This is a genomic window from Sphingomonas qilianensis, assembly GCF_039614825.1.
GTDB classification, from domain to species: Bacteria; Pseudomonadota; Alphaproteobacteria; order Sphingomonadales; family Sphingomonadaceae; genus Sphingomonas; species Sphingomonas qilianensis.
The window spans coordinates 124,979-144,651 of the sequence record NZ_JBDIMF010000005.1 but is presented as its reverse complement, the minus strand read 5'-3'; the positions used below and the strand labels follow the sequence as shown (position 1 = coordinate 144,651).

Annotated in this window: 14 protein-coding genes and 1 pseudogene; 11 read left to right on the top strand and 4 right to left on the bottom strand. The window is 66.0% G+C overall.

Translation table 11 applies throughout. The annotated features are described in order from the left end of the window. Positions 1-41: 41 nt before the first annotated feature. The 3 genes and pseudogenes from tkt to ABC969_RS12365 all read right to left on the bottom strand — a co-directional run. Positions 42-2,123, bottom strand: coding sequence for a transketolase (tkt, locus tag ABC969_RS12375; protein ID WP_345865320.1), 2,082 nt, complete (start codon positions 2,121-2,123; stop codon positions 42-44). 67 nt (positions 2,124-2,190) lie between these two features. Beyond that, the gene (rpiA, locus tag ABC969_RS12370; protein ID WP_345865319.1) at positions 2,191-2,877 is read right to left on the bottom strand and encodes a ribose-5-phosphate isomerase RpiA; all 687 of its coding nucleotides are present in this window, start codon (positions 2,875-2,877) and stop codon (positions 2,191-2,193) included. 113 nt (positions 2,878-2,990) lie between these two features. Next, positions 2,991-3,197, bottom strand: a pseudogene (locus ABC969_RS12365) (IS3 family transposase); the annotation flags it as partial. A gap of 237 nt (positions 3,198-3,434) precedes the next feature. On the opposite strand from ABC969_RS12365, the gene ABC969_RS12360 reads away from it, so the two are divergent. From ABC969_RS12360 to ABC969_RS12345, 4 genes are all read left to right on the top strand, one after another. Continuing rightward, positions 3,435-4,160 carry an imm11 family protein gene (locus ABC969_RS12360; protein ID WP_345865318.1) on the top strand — a complete coding sequence of 242 codons (726 nt, stop codon included), beginning with the start codon at positions 3,435-3,437 and terminating at the stop codon, positions 4,158-4,160. A gap of 68 nt (positions 4,161-4,228) precedes the next feature. Then, positions 4,229-4,963, top strand: coding sequence for a response regulator transcription factor (locus ABC969_RS12355; RefSeq protein ID WP_345865317.1), 735 nt, complete (start codon positions 4,229-4,231; stop codon positions 4,961-4,963). Continuing rightward, on the top strand, positions 4,960-6,324 hold the full coding sequence (locus tag ABC969_RS12350) for an ATP-binding protein (protein WP_345865316.1): 1,365 nt from the start codon (positions 4,960-4,962) through the stop codon (positions 6,322-6,324). Before ABC969_RS12355 ends, ABC969_RS12350 begins: the two co-directional genes overlap by 4 nt. Positions 6,325-6,541: 217 nt before the next feature. Further along, entirely contained in the window at positions 6,542-7,399 is an 858-nt protein-coding gene (locus tag ABC969_RS12345) for a TorF family putative porin (RefSeq protein ID WP_345865315.1), read from the top strand. A 16-nt stretch (positions 7,400-7,415) separates the two neighbouring features. Here ABC969_RS12345 and ABC969_RS12340 read toward each other — a convergent pair whose 3' ends face one another. Then, a complete protein-coding gene (locus tag ABC969_RS12340; protein WP_345865314.1) occupies positions 7,416-8,099 on the bottom strand; it encodes a TetR/AcrR family transcriptional regulator C-terminal domain-containing protein in 684 nt (227 codons plus the stop codon). 67 nt (positions 8,100-8,166) lie between these two features. On the opposite strand from ABC969_RS12340, the gene ABC969_RS12335 reads away from it, so the two are divergent. The 7 genes from ABC969_RS12335 (at position 8,167) to ABC969_RS12305 (ending at position 19,662) form a co-directional block, all read left to right on the top strand. Further along, positions 8,167-9,600: an efflux transporter outer membrane subunit gene (locus tag ABC969_RS12335; protein ID WP_345865313.1), complete on the top strand. Its 1,434-nt coding sequence runs from the start codon at positions 8,167-8,169 to the stop codon at positions 9,598-9,600. Further along, positions 9,600-10,754: an HlyD family secretion protein gene (locus tag ABC969_RS12330; protein WP_345865312.1), complete on the top strand. Its 1,155-nt coding sequence runs from the start codon at positions 9,600-9,602 to the stop codon at positions 10,752-10,754. The genes ABC969_RS12335 and ABC969_RS12330 overlap by 1 nt, the downstream gene beginning before the upstream one ends. A 1-nt stretch (position 10,755) precedes the next feature. Continuing rightward, positions 10,756-12,300 (top strand): DHA2 family efflux MFS transporter permease subunit, encoded by a 1,545-nt coding sequence (locus ABC969_RS12325; protein WP_345865311.1) that lies wholly within the window; start codon positions 10,756-10,758, stop codon positions 12,298-12,300. 55 nt (positions 12,301-12,355) lie between these two features. After that, complete coding sequence (locus ABC969_RS12320; protein ID WP_345865309.1) at positions 12,356-13,468, top strand: S-(hydroxymethyl)glutathione dehydrogenase/class III alcohol dehydrogenase; 1,113 nt, start codon at positions 12,356-12,358, stop codon at positions 13,466-13,468. Between the two features lie 298 nt (positions 13,469-13,766). After that, a complete protein-coding gene (locus tag ABC969_RS12315) occupies positions 13,767-14,948 on the top strand; it encodes an efflux RND transporter periplasmic adaptor subunit (RefSeq protein WP_345865307.1) in 1,182 nt (393 codons plus the stop codon). A 5-nt stretch (positions 14,949-14,953) separates the two neighbouring features. Beyond that, a complete protein-coding gene (locus ABC969_RS12310; protein ID WP_345865305.1) occupies positions 14,954-18,169 on the top strand; it encodes an efflux RND transporter permease subunit in 3,216 nt (1,071 codons plus the stop codon). After that, on the top strand, positions 18,166-19,662 hold the full coding sequence (locus ABC969_RS12305; protein ID WP_345865303.1) for an efflux transporter outer membrane subunit: 1,497 nt from the start codon (positions 18,166-18,168) through the stop codon (positions 19,660-19,662). The genes ABC969_RS12310 and ABC969_RS12305 overlap by 4 nt, the downstream gene beginning before the upstream one ends. The last annotated feature ends 11 nt before the right edge of the window (positions 19,663-19,673 follow it).

The following is a 19,673-nucleotide window of genomic DNA, read 5'->3' as shown; positions in this document are numbered from 1 at the left end:
GCCGGGTGCAGCCCGGTGGGAAGGGTGAGGGTGACTAACTCTTACGCCTTACCCAGCATTTCCTTGGCCACCTTCACCGCATTATCCACGGTGAAGCCGAACTTATCCTGCAGCTTGGCGATCGGCGCCGAGGCGCCGAAGGTCGACATGGTGATCGTGCGGCCATCCAGCCCGACATAGCGATCCCAGCCGATTTCGCCGCCCTGCTCGATCGCCAGGCGCGCGGTGACTGCCTTGGGCAACACCGATTCCTTATAGGCGTCTTCCTGCATCTCGTAGCGGCTCCAGCTCGGCAGCGAGACGACGCGCGCGGCGATGCCCTCCGCCTTGAGCTTCTCATACGCGTTCACCGCCAGCGACACTTCGCTGCCCGTCGCGATCAAGATCACCTCGGGGTTTTCGCTGTCGGCCAGCACATAGCCGCCCTTCATCAGCCCTTCGGCCGAGGCATATTTGGTGCGATCGAGCGTCGGCAACGCCTGCCGCGAGAAGATCAACGCCGCCGGGCGGTTATTCTCGGTCAGTGCCGCGCGCCATGCCCAGGCCGTTTCATTGGCATCGCACGGCCGGATCGTATCGAGCCCGGGGATCGCGCGCAGCGTGGCGAGATGCTCGATCGGCTGGTGCGTCGGGCCGTCTTCGCCCACCCCGATCGAATCGTGCGTGAACACGAAGACTGAACCCAGTTCCATGATCGCCGCAAGGCGCACCGGCGGACGCATGTAATCGGAAAAGACCAGGAAGGTCGCGCCGTAGGCGCGCAGGTGTGACAGCGCCATGCCGTTGACCACCGCGCCCATGCCATGTTCGCGCACGCCGAAATGCAGGTTGCGCCCGTCATAGCTGTCAGCCTGGAACGAGCCGCCATCATCGATGAACGTCTTGGTCGATGGCCCGAGATCGGCCGAGCCGCCGATCAGCCACGGCAGCTTGGGCGCGATCGCGTTGAGCACCTTGCCGCCGGCATCGCGCGAGGCCATGCCTTTGTCGTCCGCGTCGAATACCGGGATATCGGCATCCCAGCCCTCGGGCAGCTGGTCAGAAAGGATCGCGTCGAGTTCCTTGGCCAGTGCCGGCTCGGCGTCGCGATAGCGCGCCAGCGTTGCTTCCCATTCCTCGCGCAACGCGCGGCCGCGATCGGCGATCACCTTGTTGAATGCCTCGGCCACGCCCTCGGGCACCAGGAACTGCGCGTCTTCGGGCCAGCCATAGGCCTTCTTGGTGCCGCGAATGTCATCGGCGGTCATGCCTTCGCCATGCGCCTTGGCGGTGCCCTGGATCGAGCTGCCATAACCGATCACGCTTTTCACCACGATGAAGGTCGGCTTGTCGTCGGTGGCGAGAAACGTCTCGAGCGCCGCTGCCATCGCCTTGGTGTCGTTGGCATCGTCGACATGGATCACGTTCCAGCCATAGGCCTCGAAGCGCTTGCCGCAATCCTCGTCGAACGCCAGATCGGTGCCGCCCTCGATCGACACCTTGTTGGAATCATAGATCCAGCACAGGTTGGCAAGCTTGAGATGCCCGGCCAGGCTCGCCGCCTCGCTCGCCACGCCTTCCATCATGTCGCCGTCGCCGGCCAGCGTGTAGATATTATGATCGAACAGCGTGTAGCCCGGCTTGTTGTAACGCGCCGCCAGCCAGCGCTCGGCAATCGCCATGCCGACCGAATTGCCGCAACCCGCGCCGAGCGGCCCGGTGGTCGTCTCGACGCCCGTCGTGTGGCGATACTCCGGATGCCCCGGCGTTCGCGATGAGAGCTGACGAAACTGGCGGATATCCTCCAGGCTGACTGCCGGTTCGCCGCTCGGCTTGCCGTCCTTGTCGATCTCCTTGATCCCCGCGAGGTGGATCAGCGAATAGAGCAGCATGGAGGCATGGCCGACCGACAGCACGAAGCGGTCGCGATTGGCCCAATCGGGGCGATCGGGATCGGTGCGCAGGAATTGCGACCAGAGCGTGTGCCCGACCGGCGCCAGCGCCATCGGCGTGCCGATATGGCCCGATTTGGCCTTGGCCACGGCATCCATCGATAGCGTGCGGATCGTGTCGATGGTCAGCCGATCGAGCGACCCATCCTCCTGCAGGCCGGCTGGGGTGTCGGTCGCTGGGGCGTCGCTCATGATCAAACTTCCTTGGGGCTGGAGGCACCCTCAACGCGAGGGGCGCGGCGAGGTTGCTTCTGCGTGCTTAACTGGTCCGGTCAAGCCGGGTTACAACCCCGGCGGCCGCGATATAGGCACAATCGATCTCGCCGACAAACAGCCCGTGGCCCATAACGCCCGGTATTTCAGAGAGTTGCGTGGACAAGGCGGCAGGCTCGAAGCCCGCTGGAAAAACACAGTCGAGCACCGCATTGTCCTGATCGGTGCGGTAGGCAAGGCCATCACGCAGCCGCTGAGTCGCCTCGCCGCCGAGCATCGCCAGCTGCGCCGCCACGAAGCCCCGCGCCAGCGGCAGCACTTCGACCGGCACGGGCGCCACGCCGAGCCGCGCGACGCGTTTCGATCCATCGGCAATTGCGATCATCCGCCGCGCTGCGCTGGCCACGATCTTCTCGCGCAGCATCGCGCCGCCCGCGCCCTTGATCGCGCGGCACTGCGCGTCGATCTCGTCCACCCCGTCGATCGCCAGATCGATCGCGGCGAGCGCGTCGAACGGCACGATGGTGATGCCCGCCGCGGTCGCCGCGCGCTCGGTCGCCAGCGAGGTCGCCACCGCGATGATGCGCAGCCCGGCACGCGCGCGTTCTGCCAGCCGCGCGATCAGGAAAGCGGCGGTCGATCCGGTGCCCAGCCCGACGATCATCCCCTCGGTGACCTCCTCGGCCGCGGCCCAGGCGGCGGCGCGCTTGTCATCGTCTTGGTCGCGGGACATGGAATGATCCTGCATTGGATCCCTTCTTGCTGGTGGCCCTGTCAATCGCCTGACGAAACGAAGGTTCCCGCCATCTTCCCCCGTCTCGGCGGCCACGCTGGGTTAGCGGTTATGCTCCGCTCGCATTGTTCGGGCGTAAGATGCCCGACGGCCGAGTGGATGCGGTGCCGATTGTAATAGCCTTCGATGTATCCGACCAGCGCCTGGCGCGCTTCGGCCTGTGTCGCCCATCGGCACCGATGGACCAGGTCGACCTTGAAGGCGGGGAAGAGGCTCTTCATTAAGGCATTGTCGTAACAATTCCCGGGGGTCCTGGCCAATGGTCCGGTGTGCAGAGTTCGGCGGAGGTCAAATCGACAGCGCTGAACTACGATATAGGGGTGGCTGTTCCGCGGGGGCGGAGCGGGCAGTGATCGGAAGCAGTATGAGTCGCGCGGGGCTGCGACGTGGCACTGCCGCATCGAGCGCGATTGCGGCGGTGATGCTCGCATCCTGCGCGCAGGATGATGCGGTCCGTGCGCTGCGGTCCGCAAGCGTCGCGCCGGAGAGTGAGCGCGATGACTGATCTGGAAACACCTTTCGACCCCAAGCGTCCGCGCTTCTACCTGCTCGACATGGATCTGCGGGCCGAGCCCGATTTTGACTTCACGAACGAAGATGTGGCGCTGATCGAGCAGCGCACCGCCGGCACGCATGTCGTGCAGGTCCGCGACACGGGCTACGAGTATCACATCGGCGTGCCCACGCTCGCAGCCAAGCCCGAGATCGTCGTCGGCTCGCGCACCAGGGGCAAGCGGCCGCTGGACCTTTATCGCGGCAACGGGATGTTCCTGTCCGACCGGTTCAAGCGCCTGCTCGACGCCATCGATCCGGACGCATTCGAGGTGGCCGAGTGCCTGGCCTTTGCGCCATCGGGCAAGCCGATCGATCCCTATTGGTGGTTCGACGTGGTCCGCGTGCTCGATGCGGTCGACGAAGAACGATCGGAGTTGTCGCGGCTGGTCGACAATCCCTTCTCGTCGAAAAGCGCGATCAACGAGATCCTGTATTTCAAGCTTCAGGACATCCGGATGCGGCCCGAGGTGGTCGGATCGGCGCATCTCTTCAGGCTCGCGCCTGCGCGCTCGGATATCATCGTTGATCAGGTCGTCGCCGACGCCATCCGAGCGGAGGCGCTGTTCGGCGTCCGCCTCACCCCGCTCCAGCCGCCGTCGCCCGACGAGCGCAAGAACCACTTCTATTTCGGTAACTATCCTTACTGGACCGACAAAGGGTACACATGATGGCGTATCGTTCCCAACCCTGGTGCCACGTTGACCCCGCCTGATCGCTTCCCTACGTCTTGTGGATAATGACCAGCGACACCGAAACGCTTTCCCCCGCGCCAGCGATCGTCCTGGTCGAGGACGATCCCGCGATCCGGACGCTCACCACGCGCGCGTTGCAGCAGAATGGCTATACCGTTCGGCCCGCCGGCTCGGGGCCTGAAATGTGGCGCGCGCTGGAGGCCGGGCCGGTCGATCTGGTGCTGCTCGATGTCATGCTGCCCGGCACCAGCGGGATCGATCTGTGCCGCGCGCTGCGCCAGAAAAGCGATGTGCCGATCATCTTCATCAGCGCCAAAGGCAGCGAAACCGATCGCGTCGTCGGGCTGGAATTGGGCGCGGACGATTATATCGCCAAGCCGTTCGGCACGTCGGAGCTGGTCGCGCGGGTCCGCGCGGTGCTGCGCCGCGGCGCGCTGGATCGTCGCCACGGCCGCCCCGAACAGGGTTTGCTGACGTTCGATGGCTGGCAGGCCAATCTCTCGCGCCGCGAATTGCTGTCGCCCTCGGGGTCGCTGGTCGATCTCACTGGCGCCGAGTTCGATCTGCTCGTAAGTCTGCTCGACCATCCGGGCCGCGTCATCGCCCGAGACCGCCTCATCGAGCTGTCTCGCAGCCGGCTGGGGGATAGTTCGGATCGCAGCGTCGATGTGCTGGTCAGCCGCTTGCGCCGCAAGCTCAGCCATGACGACAAGCCTGCGCCGATCGTCACGGTGCGCGGCATCGGCTATATGATGACCGCGGCGGTGACGCGCAGTTGAAAGCACTGGTCGCGCCGTCGATCGGGATTGTCGGTCGCATCGTCGCGATCCTGTTGCTGACGGTACTGCTCGAATTCGGCGTCAGCACGTTGCTGTACGAACGCGCCAGCCGCTTTGCGGTGCGGGAGGATGAAGCGCACCGGCTGGCCGAACATCTCGTGATCAGTCGCAAATTGGTGTTCGATGCGCGCCCCGAAGTCCGCGCCGAGCAAGCAGCGGAACTTACCACCGATCGGTACGCGCTACGCTGGCAAACCGCGCTCCCGCCGCCACCGCCGATCGCGCCGTCGCTCGATAGCATGCGCGAGCAGATCCTCGCCTGGGAGCCGTCGCTCGCCGCGTCCGATCTGCGCGTCCAGCTGATGTCGCCGGGGCGCCATCCCTATGTCACCGGGGGCTTGCGCCTGCCCGATGGCAGCTGGCTGTATTTCCGCACGATCGAACCGCTCGTCACCGTCAACTTGGCGTTCGAGCGCATCATGCTGACGCTGATTCCGGCGATCGCACTGATGATCGTCGCGGTGCTGTTGGTGCGGCGCATGCTGTTCCCGCTGCGTCGGTTGGCGGCGGCAGCGGACGAGTTCGGCACCAGCGGCGCGGGCGGCGCGGTGCCTGAATCGGGGCCGGGGGAGGTGCGGCGGATGACGGGTGCGTTCAATCGGATGCAAGAGCGGATCTTACGGCTGATTGCCGAGCAAGCTCAAGCACTTGCCGCGGTGGGCCATGATATGCGCACGCCGCTTGCGCGGCTTAAATTGCGCGCCGATGCGATTCCCGATGCCGAGGTGCGGCGCTCGGTGGAGCAGGATGTGGCCGAGATGGAGGCGATGATCGCCTCGCTGCTGGCGTTTCTCGGCGGCGATGACGAGCCCGAAAAGCCGGTGCGCAGCGATCTCGCCGTATTATGCGCGACGATCGTCGATCATCTGAGCGATGCAGGGTACGACGCGGACTATATCGGGCCGGATCATCTCGATCTGGTGCTGCGCCCGATGGCGCTGCGCCGCGCGATCAACAATCTGACCGACAATGCCGCGCGCTACGGCGCGCACGTGTGGCTGCGATTGTCGCGCGAGCATGATACGGTGAAGATCCAGGTCGAGGATGATGGCCCGGGCATCCCGGAGGAGGATTTCGCCCGCGTGCTCGAACCATTCGTGCGGCTCGACGATGCGCGGCAGCGCGACGCCGCGGGGTTCGGCCTTGGCCTCGCCATCGTCGCGCGCACGGTGGAAGCACAAGGCGGGACGCTTGCTTTGTCGACGCGGCAAGGCGGTGGCTTGTGCGCGACAATCACGCTGGCATTGCCCGCTGAGCCACGGCGCCGGGTGGATGCCGGAGGCAGTCACCGCGCGGTCTAGCGACACGCGGCGGGAAGTGTATCTCTCGTGCCGCAGTTGCGAAGAATAAGGTGGCCGCGCAACTTTTAGTGCCATTCAGCCATTGAATTGGCAATAAATCGTCGATAGTTCGGCAGCGTTCAGGCCGACCTTTACCCTCCCTCACGTGTTCGGGGGAAGAGGCGCGGCGGCCTTGGGCACGCGGGCTGGAACCTCACACGTTTAATTGGAGGTTTCCATGAAACTATCGCTCACCATCGCCGGCGCGGCGCTGCTTGTGGCTGCGCAACCCGCCTTTGCGCAGGACGCGACCGATCCGCCGCGTGAGATCACCGTCACCGGGTCAGTCGCCTTGGTGTCCGACTATCGCTTCCGCGGCGTCTCGCAATCGGATGAAAACATCGCCGTGCAGGGCGGCCTCACCGTTTCGCATAGCAGCGGGCTGTATGCCGGCACCTGGGCGTCGAACCTGGCCGGTTGGGGCACGTTTGGCGGCTCCAACACCGAGCTCGATCTGTATGCCGGTTTCAAGAAGCCGATCGGCGGCGGCGCGATCGACGTTGGCCTCACCTGGTATATGTATCCGGGCGGATCGGACAAAACCGATTTCGCCGAACCGTATGTCAAACTGAGCGGCACGATCGGCCCGCTCAGCCTGCTCGCCGGCGTGGCTTATGCGCCGAAACAGGAAGCGTTGGGCAATTGGTCGTTCACCGGGGCCAATGCGCAGGACGTGTTGGCTGGTGGCGACTACGACCGGGCGGGGGCCAAGGATGACAATCTGTATCTGTGGGGCGACGCCAGCGCCGGCGTGCCCAACACGCCGCTGACGCTCAAAGGCCATATCGGCTATTCGGATGGCAATCCCGGGCTTGGCCCCAATGGCACCAGCGTGGCACCAACGGGCAAATATTGGGATTGGCTGCTTGGCGCCGACATGGCGATCAAGGGCACCCCGCTGACCGTCGGCGTGGCCTATGCCGATACCGACATCGGCAAGGCTGAATCAGCGTATCTGTTGCCGAATTTCTCGTCCGCCAAGGGCAAGTCGATTGCCGATGCGCAGGTCGTCTTCTCGGTGAGTGCCGCTTTCTAAAGCGATCGCCCCGACGTCATCCCAGCGCGCGCTGGGATGACGATGCGGGTGCCGCTCGGTCCGCCGCCCACGCCCGCATGAAACTATCGACCGCAGCATCCACGTCATGCTGGCCGAGCGCGGCGTCGCTAAACCCGACAATTCCCACCAGCACTTCGTGGAAGCGGCCCGCCTGGCACAGGCCGGTAAACTGGCGCGTCGCCAGCATCGCATCGCCATGGCGCAGGCGGCCATCGGCCATCGCGCCTTCGATAAATTTGGCCAGCCGGGCCTTGCCGCGCTTGGGCCCGCGTTCGTAAAAGATCACGCCAAGTTCGGGAAAACGCAGCGCCTCGCCGATCACCAGCCGGTGCAGCGCGATAATCTGTTCCGACAATATCGTGGTCATCAGCGCGGAGCCAAAGCGGCGCAACACGGCCTCGACCGCGTCGTTGGGATCGAGCTCGATCCGCAACGCAGCGCTATAGCGCTCGACGATATCGTCGATCACCGCAGCGAACAGATCCTCCTTGGACGGGAAATACGCCCATAAGGTCGTTTTCGAGCCTCCGACCTTGGCGGCGATCGACGACATCGTGGTCGCGCCATAACCGTTCGCAAAAAAGCCGTCGCGTGCCGCATCGACGAACGCCTGGCGGCGCAAGGCGCGCGCCGTGTCGTTCGACGCGCCTTTTTCAATCTTTGTACCAGCTGGTATCATTTATTATTTGACAGTCATCAGCAAGAGGATCAGGGGCGCATGATACCAGATAGTATCAGGCCTGACCATGCGGCGATTGTCACTCATTATCGCGACCTCGACCGTCGCGCTCCTCGCCGGTTGCGCGACCGTGCCCAAGCTCGGTGCGGCGCCAGAGCGGCGCACGCCAGCGTCGCTCGAGTCGTCGCGCGCCTTTGCCGCGCCGGTTGGGGCAACCAACAACTGGCCGGCGGCGGACTGGTGGACCGCGTTTCGCGACCCGCAGCTCAACACGCTGATCGCCGAGGCGCTGCGGGCCTCGCCCGATGTCGCTGCCGCCGCCGCGCGGATCGCTTCGGCCGAAGCGCTGGCGCAGCAGAGTGATGCCGCGCTGCGCCCCAGCCTGACGGTCGACGGCCAGGTCGGGGGCAACAAGCAAAGCGAAAATCTGGGCATTCCGCCCGAATTCGTGCCCAACGGCATTCGGGATACCGGGCGGCTGACCGCCACGGCGTCGTACAATCTCGATCTGTGGGGCAAGAACCGCGCGGTATTGGCCGCCGCCACATCGGAAGCCGAGGCGGCCCGCGTTGATGCCGATCAGGCGCGGTTGCTGCTCAGCACCAACATCGCCTCGGCTTATGCCGAACTGGCGCAATATCATGCCGAACGTGATGTCGCCGTGGCCTCGCTCAAATCACGCGAGGCGACGTCGCGGATTACCGCGGAGCGCGTCGCCGTTGGCGTCGATGCGCGCGGCAGCCAGCGGCAGGCCGAATCGCGCGTCCCCGCCGCGCGCGCGGAGATCGGCGCGATTGACGAGGCGATGGCGCTGACGCGCAACCGTCTGGCGGCGCTGGCCGGGGCAGGGCCCGACCGTGGCCTGTCGATCACGCGCCCCACGCTCGCCACGCTGCCCGCCGGTTTGCCCAGCAATGCGGGGATCGATCTGATCGGTCGCCGCCCGGATATCGTCGCCGCGCGGCTGCGCGCCGAGGCGGCGGCCAGACGCATCAAGGTAGCGCGCGCCGATTTCTATCCCAACGTTAATCTCGCCGCGATCGTCGGGCTGCAATCGCTCGGGCTGGGGACGCTGCTCGATGGCGGCTCAAGCTATGGCAATGCCGGCCCGGCGTTCAGCCTGCCGATCTTCGACGGAGGACGGATCCGTGGCCGTTATGCCGAGGCGCGTGCCGATTATGATGCGGCAGTGGCGCGTTACGACACGGTGCTGATCACCGCGCTGCGCGAAGTGGCGGACGCCGTTGCGAGCCAACGCGCGCTCGATGCGCGGCTGGCCGATCAACGCGAGGCGCTGGCCACCGCGGCGGATGCCAGCCGGATCGCCGCGTTGCGCTATCAGGGCGGGCTGTCCACGCAGTTGCCGGTGCTCACCGCGGACGATTTCGAACTCACCGCCAGGCGCGCCGTCGCCGATCTCGCAGCACGCCGCGTCGTACTCGACATCGCGCTGATCCGTGCCTTGGGCGGTGGTTATATGATCAAGACGGAGACCAAGTGATGGCCGACGCGCCGCAGCCGCAAACCCTGTCCGCCCCGGTGGCGGACACGCCGGCGCCGCCCACCGCGGGCAAGCGCAAGAAATTGTTCGTGATCCTGGCCGTCGTCGTGGTGATGATCGGGGTGCTGTGGGCGGCGTGGTATTTCCTTACACAGGTAGGGCGCGTCGATACCGACAATGCTTATGTCGGCGCGGATTCGGCGCAGGTGACCTCGCTCGTCTCGGGCGCGGTGACCGAAGTGCGCGTCGGCGGCACGCAGGCGGTGAAGAAGGGCGACATCCTGGTCGTGATCGATCCGGCGGATGCCAGGATCGATCTGGCCACCGCAGAGGCGGCGCTGAAACAGGCGCAGCAGCGCTTCGGGCAGACCTCCGCGCAGGCCGGATCGGCGCGGGCGACGGCCACCTCGCGTGGCGCGGAAATCGCCCAGGCGCGCGCGCGGCTCACCGATGCCAATGCCACCGTGGCGCGGACGCGGATCGATCTCGATCGCCGCCAGCGGCTGGTCGGCAGCGGCGCCGCCTCGGCCGAGGAGCTGACCAACGCGCGCGCCGCTTATGACAGCGCGGTCGCGGCGCGCACTCTGGCGCAGGCGGGCGTCACCGCCGCCATCGCCACGCAGAACGCGGCGGGCGAAAGCGCGGTGGCGAGCGAGGCGCTGGTGCGCGGCACGACGATCGATACCGCGCCCGACGTGGCAACCGCGCGTGCCCGGCTCGACAAGGCACGGCTGGATTATGCCCGCACGGTGATCCGCGCGCCGGTCGATGGCGTGGTCACCAATCGCCAGGTGCAGGTGGGGCAGCGCATCGCCGCGGGCGCGCCGATCATGACGATCGTCCCGATCGCGACCGCGTATGTCGATGCCAATTACAAGGAAAGCCAGCTGCGCCACGTGAAGATCGGCCAGCCGGTCGAGCTGACCTCCGATTTCTATGGCGACGATGTGGTGTTCCACGGCCGCGTCACCGGCTTCGCGGGCGGCACGGGTGCTGCCTTCTCCCTGATCCCGGCGCAGAACGCGACGGGCAACTGGGTCAAGGTGGTGCAGCGTCTGCCGGTGCGCATCACGCTCGATCCCAAGGAATTGCGCGCGCATCCCTTGCGCGTCGGGCTGACTATGGACGCCGTCATCGATACGCGCGGCAAATAACATGGGCGATACCGAGACCCAGGGCGAAACGACGCCGGCGCCGCTGACCGGCGGCAAGCTGATCTTCGCCGGCATCGCGCTGGCGCTGGCCAATTTCGTCGTGGTGCTCGATACGACGATCGCCAACGTCTCGGTGCCGCATATCGCCGGTGGCCTGGCCATTTCGCCGACGCAGGGCACGTGGGTGATCACGTCTTATTCGGTCGCCGATGCAATCAGCGTGCCGCTGACCGGCTGGCTGGCGGCGCGCTTCGGCACGGTGCGCTGGTTCATCTATTCGCTGATCGGCTTCGGCTTCTTCTCGATGATGTGCGGGCTTTCCGGCAGCCTGTCGATGCTGGTCTTCTTCCGCATCTGCCAGGGCCTGTCCGGCGGGCCGCTGATGCCGCTGACGCAGACCCTGCTCTTGCGGGTCTTCGGCCAGAAACGATCGGGCGCGGCGATGGGGTTGTGGGCGATGACCACGGTGTGCGCGCCGATCGCCGGGCCGATCCTGGGCGGTTTGATCAGCGACAACTGGACCTGGCCGTGGATCTTCTTCATCAATCTGCCGGTCGTCGGCCTGTGCATCTTCTCGGCCGTGCGGTTCGTCACCCCGTTCGAGACGAAGAAAGCCAAGGTCGGCATCGACGTGATCGGGCTGATCCTGCTCGTCGTGTGGGTCGGCGCGTTCCAGCTGATGCTGGATACGGGGCGCGAGCATGACTGGTTCTCCTCGCCGTTCGTCGTTGCCATGGCGGTGATCGCGGCGGTCGGCCTGCCGGCCTTCGTGATCTGGGAATTGGGCGAGAAGAACCCGATCGTCGACATCAAGGTGTTCCGCCATCGCGGCTTTTCGGTCGGCACGGTGGCCGTCGCTTTGGGCTTCGGCGCGTTCTTCGCGTCGGTCGTGCTGACCCCGCTGTGGCTGCAATCGGTGGTCGGGTACACCGCCACCGAGGCGGGCTTCACCACCGCATTCGTCGGCGTGTTCGCGGTGCTGATGTCGCCGATCGCCGCCGGGCTGGTCGGCAAGGTCGATCTGCGCATCACCGTCAGCCTCGGTATCCTGTGGCTGGGCATCATCTCGCTGTTGCGCGCGGGATGGAGCACCGAATCCGATTTCTGGCATCTCGCCATGCCGCAATTGCTGCAGGGCATCGGCATGCCGTTCTTCTTCGTCGGGCTGACCGCGCTGGCGCTGTCGGCGGTCAAGCCATCCGAGACAACCTCGGCGGCGGGCATCATGAGCTTCGTGCGCACGCTCTGCGGCGCGATCGGCACGGCGATGGCGACGACGGCGTGGGACAGCGCCGGCCGCGTCAGCCGTTCCGATATGGTCCCCGCGCTCAATGGCGTGGCGGACACGATGACCAGGATGGAGGCGGGCGGCCTTTCCACCGAACAGGCGCGCGGCGCGGTCGATCAGCTGGTCGAGGCGCAGGCCTCGACGGTCGGCGCGACACACGTGTTCATGATGGCGTTCGTGATCTTCGTGTTCGCCGCGGCAATCGTGTGGCTGGCGCCCAAGCCGCGCGGCAAGATCGATACCAGCGCAGCGCACTAAGCTTGTCGCCGGTCGGCCAACAACGGTAAGCCGGCACCACATCAGGAGAATCCACATGAAGACCCGCGCCGCCGTTGCCTTTGCCGCGAAACAGCCCCTCGAGATTGTCGAACTCGATCTGGACGGCCCCAAGGCCGGCGAAGTGCTGGTCGAGATCATGGCGACGGGCATCTGCCATACCGATGCCTACACGCTCGACGGGCTCGATTCGGAAGGCATCTTTCCCAGCGTGCTGGGGCATGAGGGCGCCGGGATCGTGCGCGAAGTGGGCGCCGGCGTGACCAGCGTGAAGCCCGGCGATCACGTCATCCCGCTGTACACGCCCGAATGCCGGCAGTGTAAATCGTGCCTCTCGGGCAAGACCAATTTGTGCACCGCGATCCGCGCCACGCAGGGGAAAGGGCTGATGCCCGATGGCACGACGCGGTTCAGCTATAAGGGGCAGCCGATCTATCATTATATGGGCTGCTCGACCTTCTCGAACTTCACCGTGCTGCCCGACATCGCCGTCGCCAAGATCCGTGACGACGCGCCGTTCAAGACGAGCTGTTATATCGGCTGCGGCGTGACGACGGGGGTCGGCGCGGTGGTCAATACCGCCAAGGTGCAGGTCGGCGACAATATCGTCGTGTTCGGGCTTGGCGGGATCGGGCTCAACGTGTTGCAGGGCGCGCGCATGGCGGGCGCCAACAAGATCATCGGCGTCGACATCAATGCCGACCGCGAGGAATGGGGCCGCCGCTTCGGCATGACCGATTTCATCAACGGCCGCGGCAAATCGCGCGACGAGACGATCGCAGAGATCCTCGCGCTGACCGATGGCGGCGCGGATTTCACGTTCGATTGCACCGGCAATACCGAGGTGATGCGCACCGCGCTGGAAGCATGCCATCGCGGCTGGGGCACGAGCATCATCATCGGCGTGGCCGAAGCGGGCAAGGAAATCGCCACGCGGTCATTCCAATTGGTCACGGGGCGTAACTGGCGCGGCACCGCGTTCGGCGGCGCCAAGGGCCGCACCGACGTGCCCAAGATCGTCGACTGGTACATGAACGGCAAGATCGAGATCGATCCGATGATCACACACGTGCTGAGTCTCGAGGACATCAACAAGGGCTTTGAGCTGATGCACACCGGCGAGAGCATCCGCACCGTCGTACTGTACTGAGCGCCTGCGCCCGCCGCGCCCGGCGGGCGCCACCATCGGCCGGCCCCACTCGACAACGTGCGCGCAGAACAGGGCTATTTGGCAAGCGCCTGCAGGCATTTGTTGCATCGCAACAATTTTATTGGTACCGCCCGGTATATAATCGCGCGCCGGCCCCTTGCAAAGCCGGATCGGGAGCAACATCTGGTGGCGCTGGACGACCGCCCGCCGCGCTACTTCAAGGCGCGCGCGGGCGTTTCCGCAACAGCGGGAAGCTATCGCCGTGGGGACGTATCTAATGATTGATCAGGCTGTTTGGTTGCGTAAATTTGGTGCTGGTGCCGCATTGCTGGCGCTTGCCGCCTGCGCCAAGGAAGCGCCCCCGCCACCCCCGCCGCCCGGCGTGTCGGTCGCCGTCCCGCTGCAGCGCGAAGTCAACGACTGGGACGAATATGTCGGCCGGTTCGAAGCGCTGCAGGATGCCGAGATCCGGCCGCGCGTATCGGGCACGATCGAGAAGGTGATGTTCACCGACGGCCAATATGTGCGCAGCGGCCAGCCCTTGTTCGTGATCGATCCGCGGCCTTATCGCGCCGCGCTGATGCAGGCGCAGGCCACGCTGGCGCGCGCCCAGGCGCTGCTCGTCAACGCACGCAGCGAAAGCGCCCGCGCCGGCAAACTGCTTCAGGCGCAGGCCATTTCGCGCGAGGAATCGGAGCAAAAGACCGCCGCTGTCGGTACCGCGGTAGCGGACGTTGCCGCCGGCCGCGCCGCGGTCAACACTGCGCAGCTCAACTTGAGCTTCACCACGGTGCGCGCGCCGGTCTCGGGCCGCGTGTCCAACCGCCGCGTATCCAAGGGCAATTTCGCCAGCGAGGGCACGACGGTGCTGACCCGCGTCGTCTCCACCGATCCGATCTGGTTCACCTTCGAGGGCGCGGAAAGCTTCTACCTCAAATATCTCCGCCAGGATGGCACGGGTGAGCGCGGTTCGTCGCGCGGCACGGCCAATCCGGTCGAGGTCAAGCTGGCCGACGAGCCGACCTATCGCTGGCGCGGCAAGATGGATTTCCTCGATAACGCGATCGATCAGAATTCGGGCACGATCCGCGCGCATGCGCTGATCCCCAACCCGCAGGGCTTCCTGACGCCCGGCATGTTCGGCCGCGCGCGGCTGCTCGGCTCGGGCACCTATCGCGCCATGCTGGTCCCCGATGAGGCGATCACCACCGATCAGACGCGCAAGCTGCTGTACGTCGTCGGGCAGGACAACAAGGCCGCACCGCGCCCGGTGGAAACCGGTCCGCTGGTCGATGGCCTGCGCGTGATCAAGTCGGGCTTGAAGCCCAATGACCGCGTGATCATCGCGGGCATCACCAATCTGCAGCCGGGCGCCGTCGTGACGCCCAAGCTGACCAAGATCGCGGCGCGCCCCAACGCCGTATCGCCGAGCTCGCAAACCGATAGCGCGCCGCCCTCCTCCGAAGCAACGGTGCGTTAAGAGCGATGAAATTCCCCCATTTCTTCATCGAGCGCCCGATCTTCGCGGCGGTCCTGTCGATCCTGATCGTGGTGTTCGGGATCGTCGCCTATCCCAGCCTGCCGGTCGCGCAATATCCCGAGATCGCGCCGCCCACCGTGGTGGTCACCGCCAGCTATCCCGGCGCCACCGCCGAGACGCTGTCCGAAACCGTTGCCGCGCCGCTCGAATCCGCCATCAACGGCGTCGAGAACATGATCTACATGTCCTCCTCGGCCACTGGTGACGGCTCGCTGTCGATCACCGTCACGTTCCGCCAGGGCGTCGATGTCGATCAGGCGCAGGTGCTGGTGCAGAACCGTGTCGCGCAGGCCGAGCCGCGTCTGCCCGATCAGACGCGCCAGATCGGCGTGACGGTGCTCAAGAATTCGCCCGACATCCTGTTGGTCATCGCGCTGACCTCGCCGGATGGGTCGCTCAGCGATCAATATGTCTCCAACTATGCGACGACCCAGGTCATCGATCGGCTGGCGCGTATTCCCGGCGTCGGCGGCGTGCGCTCGTTCGGCGGCCGTGATTACAATATGCGCGTGTGGATCGATCCCGATCTCGCCGCTTCGCGTAACCTGACGGTCGACGAGATCACCGCCGCGATCCGCGCGCAAAACGCGCAGGTCGCTGCCGGTTCGGTCGGCCAGCCGCCGTTCAACACCGGTGGCAGCGCGTTCCAGCTCGGCGTACAAACGCAGGGCCGCCTGACCGATCCCGCCGAATTCGGCGAGATCATCGTTAAGCGCGACGATCAGGGGCGCTTGACGCGTCTGCGTGATGTCGCGCGGATCGAGCTCGGCGCGCAGGATTACAGCATCAACGCACGGCTGCATGGTCGTCCGGCGACGCTGCTCGGCATCACGCAGCTGCCCGGCTCCAACGCGCTCAGCACGGCGGAGGCGATCAGCAAGGAAATCGAACAGGCGTCGAAGAATTTCCCTGCGGGGATGAAATACGAGATCCCGTACAACCCGACCAAATATATCGATGCCTCGATCTCCGCGGTCGAGCATACCCTGGTCGAGGCGATCGTCCTCGTCGCGCTGGTCGTGCTGCTGTTCATCCAGAGCTGGCGCGCGGCATTGATCCCGATCCTCGCCATTCCGGTGGCGCTGATCGGCAGCATGGCGTTCCTCGCTGCGTTCGGCTTCTCGCTCAACAACCTCTCGCTGTTCGGGCTGGTGCTGGCGGTGGGCATCGTCGTCGATGACGCGATCGTGGTGGTCGAGAATATCGAACGGTTGATGGAGGAGAAGGGGCTTAGTCCCCGCGACGCGGCGCATGAAACGATGGACGAAGTTTCGGGTGCGCTGATCGCCATCGCGCTCGTGCTGTGCGGCGTGTTCATCCCGACCGCGTTCATTCCGGGGATTTCCGGGCAGTTCTACAAGCAGTTCGCGCTGACCATCGTCGCCGCCTCGGCCATCTCGGCATTCGTGTCGCTCACGCTGTCGCCGGCTTTGTCGGCGATGATCCTCAAGCCCAAGCACGGCGATGTCGAGCCACGGCGCGGCGTGCGTGGCTGGCCCACGCGCTTTGCGCGCGGCTTCAATCGCGGCTTCGAACGCGTCGGCAATCGCTACGGCAAGTTCACCGCCCGCGCGATGCGCATGCTGGCGATCGTCGGCATCGCTTATGTCGCGTTGATCGCGCTGGCCGGCTGGCGCTTCAGTGAAACGCCCAGCGGGTTCATCCCGTCGCAGGATCAGGGCTATCTGATCGTCGTGGCCCAGCTGCCGCCGGGCTCGTCGCTCGCGCGCACCACCGAGCTGATGCAGGAAGCGACCAAGAAGATTCTGCCGATGGAAGGCGTGCTCAACACGGTAGCATTCGCCGGGCTCGACGGCGCGACCTTCTCGACCGCGCCCAACGCCGCGGCGATGTTCGTGACGCTCAAGCCGCATGGCGATCGCGGCACCGATGTCGAAATCGCGCAGCAGTTGCGCCAGGCCTTCGCCTCGCTGCCGGGCGGCAATCTGCTCGTCATCCCGCCACCACCGGTGGCCGGCATCGGCACCGGCGGCGGGTTCAAGATGATGATCGAGGACCGGCAGAATCTGGGCTACAAGGCGCTGGAAGGCGCGGCGTTCGCCATGATGATGCAGGCCAATCAGGCCGAGGGCCTGACGAGCGTGTTCACCACCTTCAACACGCGCACGCCGCGGCTCTATGCCGATATCGATCGTGAACGCGCCGAACAGCTCGGCGTGCCGGTATCGAACGTGTTCGCCACGCTCGGCACCTATCTCGGCTCGTCCTATATCAACGACTTCAACTTCCTCGGCCGGACCTACCGCGTGACCGCGCAGGCCGATGCGCCGTATCGCGATCAGCCAAGCGATATCGGCCATCTGCGCACACGCTCGGCCTCGGGCGCGATGGTGCCACTCGATGCCGTGATGACGTTGAAGGACGATAGCGGGCCGTACCGCGTGGTGCGTTACAACCTCTATCCCTCGGCCGAATTGCAGGGCGATACGCTGCCCGGCTTCTCGACCGGGCAGAGCCTGCAGACGATGGCGGCGCTGGCCACGAAGGTGTTGCCCAAGGGCATGAGCTTCGAATGGACCGAGCTGGCATTCCAGCAGGAGCAGGCGGGCAATACCGCCGCGGTGGCCTTCGCGCTCGCCGTGCTGTTCGTCTTCCTGCTGCTGGCGGCGAATTATGAAAGCCTGGTGTTGCCGCTGGCGGTGATCCTGATCGTGCCGATGTGTCTGCTCGCGGCCATCCTCGGCGTGAACCTGATGGGGATGGATAACAACATCCTGACGCAGATCGGGCTGATCGTGCTGATCGCGCTGGCCGCGAAGAACGCGATCCTGATCGTCGAATTCGCCCGTCAGAACGAGCTTAACGGCATGGACATGTACAAGGCGGCAGAGCATGCCGCCGAGCAGCGTCTGCGCCCGATCGTGATGACCTCGATCGCCTTCATCCTCGGCGTGCTGCCGCTGGTGATCGGCTCGGGGCCGGGCTCCGAAATGCGCAAGGCGCTGGGTGTCGCGGTGTTCTTCGGGATGATCGGCGTCACCACCTTCGGCCTGTTGTTCACGCCGAGCTTCTACATCATCAGCCGGCGCTTCGGGGACTGGACGGCGCGCAAGCTGCGCCGCAACAAGCATGGCGACGCGCCGATCGATCCCAATGCGCCGCCCCCGATTGCGCCCGATCACCAGGTAGTACCGGTATGAAGAAGCTCGCTTCCCTGATCCCCACGCTGGCGTCCGCGCTGGCCCTCTCGGCCTGCGTCGTGGGCCCCGATTATGCGCCGCCGTCGACCCCGGCGAGCACGCCGGATACGGCGGCGTTCGCCGAGGCGGCCAAGACCAGCGCGGTCAGCGCCGCGGCGCTGCCCGCCAATTGGTGGCAGTTGTACCAGGATCCGGTGCTCGACCGGCTCGTGGCAGAGGCGCTGGCGCACAATACCGACATCCGCGTGGCCGCCGCCAATTTGGCCCGCGCACGTGCCGTGCTGTCCGAAACGCGCGGTCGCCGGTTGCCGACCACCGATCTCAGCCTCCAGACCACCTATGGCCGCACCGGGCTCGGGTCGCTCGGTGTGGCGGGTGCCGCTGGCGGGGCCGCATCGTCGGGCGTGGATGCGATCACGACCGATTTCTATTCCTTGGGCTTCGATGCCGGATATGAGGTGGATCTGTTCGGCGGTGTGACCCGAGCGCTGCAGGCGGCGCGCGGCGACACCGCGGCGGCGGCGGCGGAGCTCGATGCCGCCCGCGTTTCGGTCGCGGCGGAAACCGCGCGCGCTTATGCCACGGCATGCAGCAACGCGGCGCAGCGCGCGGTCGCGCTCGAGACGGTCGGCCTGCAACAGCGCACCGTGGGATTGACGCGTACCTTGTTCGACGCCGGGCGTGGCACGCGCCGCGATGTCGAGCGCGCGGACGTGCTGCTCGCCCAGACGCAGGCGACGATCCCGAGCTTCGAGGCCGAGCGTCGCGCTTCGCTTTATGCACTGGCAACGATGACCGGTCGCGCGCCGGAGCAGATCGATGCCGCGGCCGATCAGTGCAAGACGGCGCCCCGCGTGCGCACGATCATCCCGACCGGCGATGGCGCGGCGTTGCTCGCGCGGCGCCCCGATGTGCGTTCGGCCGAGCGCACGCTGGCGGCGGATACGGCGCGGGTCGGCGTGCAGACGGCCGCGCTATACCCGTCGATCCGGCTGCTCGGCAGCATCGGCTTTGGCGGCACCTCGCCGGGCGATGCGCTCAGCTCCAGAGGCTTCTCCTACTCGCTCGGGCCGCTCATCTCGTGGAGCTTCCCCAACATGACCACGGCGCGCGCCCGCGTGCGCCAGGCCGAGGCCGGCGCGGATGCCAGTCTCGCGCGGTTCGACGGGGTGGTGCTGACCGCGCTGCGCGAGGTCGAACAGGCGCTGGCGCGTTATGCCGGCGCGCTCGATCGCAACGCCGCACTGGTGCGCGCGGAACGCGCCAGCAGCGCGGCGGCCGATCTGTCGCGGCTGCGCTTCGATTATGGCGCGGACAGCTTCCTGCTGCTGATCGATGCCGAGCGCGACCGGGCGACCGCACGCGCCGCACTGGCGCAATCGGATGCCGCGGTGGCGGATGCGCAGGTCAGCCTGTTCAAGGCGCTGGGCGGTGGCTGGGAGCAGGCCCCGGCGCCGACGCGGCTTGATCCGGTAGCGGCGACGGCACCATAATCGTCACCCCG